This is a genomic window from Microbacterium umsixpiens, assembly GCF_053543675.1.
Genome location: NZ_JBLVOH010000061.1, coordinates 1,859 through 3,447 on the forward strand (window position 1 = coordinate 1,859; position 1,589 = coordinate 3,447).

Here is a 1,589-nt window from a genome sequence, read left to right on the forward strand (position 1 = left end):
GCACGCTGCTCTCCGACCTGACGATGCTGGCGGAGCTGCAGGAGCAGACCGTCGACCAGGCCCGCACAGAGCACTCGGAGGCGCGACGAGCGATGCGCGGACTCGACCGTCTGGCCCAGGCCCACGCCGTGCGGGTGCGGGCGGCCGAGCTGCACGCCGAACAGGCGGAGCTCGACGAGATCGGATCGCGCACCGACACGGAGGGGCAGTCATGACCGCTCTCGGCATCGTCGACATGCTCGACCCTCGCGGGTCGCGGCCGAGCGGCGCGGCGCCTTCGCGCGGCGTGACCCCGGGTGCCGCGGCCTTCGCCGACGTGATCCAGGATGCGGCGCGGGCTCAGCTCGCCGACGACGCGCCCACCGAAGGCGTCCTCGCTGAGGGAGTGTCGTCGGGTGCGTCGACGGGAACCGAGACGACGGATGCGACCGCCGAATCCGCTGATCCGGTTGTTCCGGTGACCGCATCGCCTCTCCCACCCCTCACGATCCCGAGCGGGTCAGGGACGGCGGCTCCCGTCGACGGAAGCACCACGGGAGCGGACCCCGACCTCGACGGGACCCCGCCACCGGTGGATGCCGCGGAAGACACCGGAGCGGAGGATGCCCCTGCGGAAGCCGCCGACCCCACCCCGATCGCGGCGTCCGGCGCTGTCGCCGCATCGGTCGATCCGGCACGCACCACCGCATCGGCGACCCCCCTAGCCGCCTCATCCCTCCCGCCCGCCGTCACCGGTGCATCGTCGCCGCGCGCCTCGACCGGGCCCGCCGCCGTCGGTGCGGCATCGGCTCCGGTCGGCAACGCCGCTGTCGCCGGCGCACCCGGCGCGAACAGCACGACGGCGGATGTTCCGGCCGAGACCGCTCTCCGCCTCGTCACCGCCCCCGCCGGGCCGCACGGTGCCGTCGCCGCGGCTGCCTCGTCGGAACCGGCACCGGCGTCGAACGCCGACACGGCGCTCCTGTCGGGGACAGCATCCGCCGTCGATAGGGCATCCGACGCCGCGCCGTCCCCTGCAGTCTCGGCTCCGGTTGCCACTGCCACCGCCGCGTCGGTACCCGCGACCGCAGATGCTGCCGCCCCGACGTCCGCCGTCACGGCACCGGCACACGCATCACCGCCCCCGATCGCCCCGACCACGCCTGCCGCGGCAGCAGCGATCGCCCGGCCGGTCCTGCTCCCCCAGATCGCAGCCCCCGTCGTCTCACTCGCCCAGGCCGCGGACGGCGATCACAGCCTCACGCTGACCGTGTCGCCGGAGAACCTCGGGCCCGTGACCGTGCGCGCGCAGATCTCCGGCGGGGCCATCCAGATCGAGCTGCACGCCCCGAACGAGCTCGGACGGGAGGCACTGCGGGCCGTGCTCGCCGACCTGCGGCGGGATCTCGCGGCAGCGGCACCACACGCCTCCCTGATGCTCTCGACCTCGGACGACGGCCCCGGCTCGTCGAATCCGCAATCGTCGCCGAACGGCGGCGGCTCGGCGAACGGCAACGCGGCGAACGGGAATGCGGCGAGCGCGGGCGGCGGCCAGGCCCGTGGCGACGCACCCGCCGACAGGAACGCGGCCGCGCGGCCGCACCCCGCCG

General features: G+C 75.1%; 1 protein-coding gene and 1 pseudogene. Both read left to right on the forward strand.

Annotation, left to right across the window (positions count from 1 at the left end; genetic code table 11):
* Positions 1-215 (forward strand): annotated as a pseudogene (locus tag ACNPM4_RS05995) (hypothetical protein); the annotation flags it as partial.
* The coding region (locus ACNPM4_RS06000) for a flagellar hook-length control protein FliK (RefSeq protein ID WP_448985057.1) at positions 212-1,589 on the forward strand (1,378 nt) is incomplete at its 3' end. The pseudogene ACNPM4_RS05995 and the gene ACNPM4_RS06000, both read left to right, overlap by 4 nt.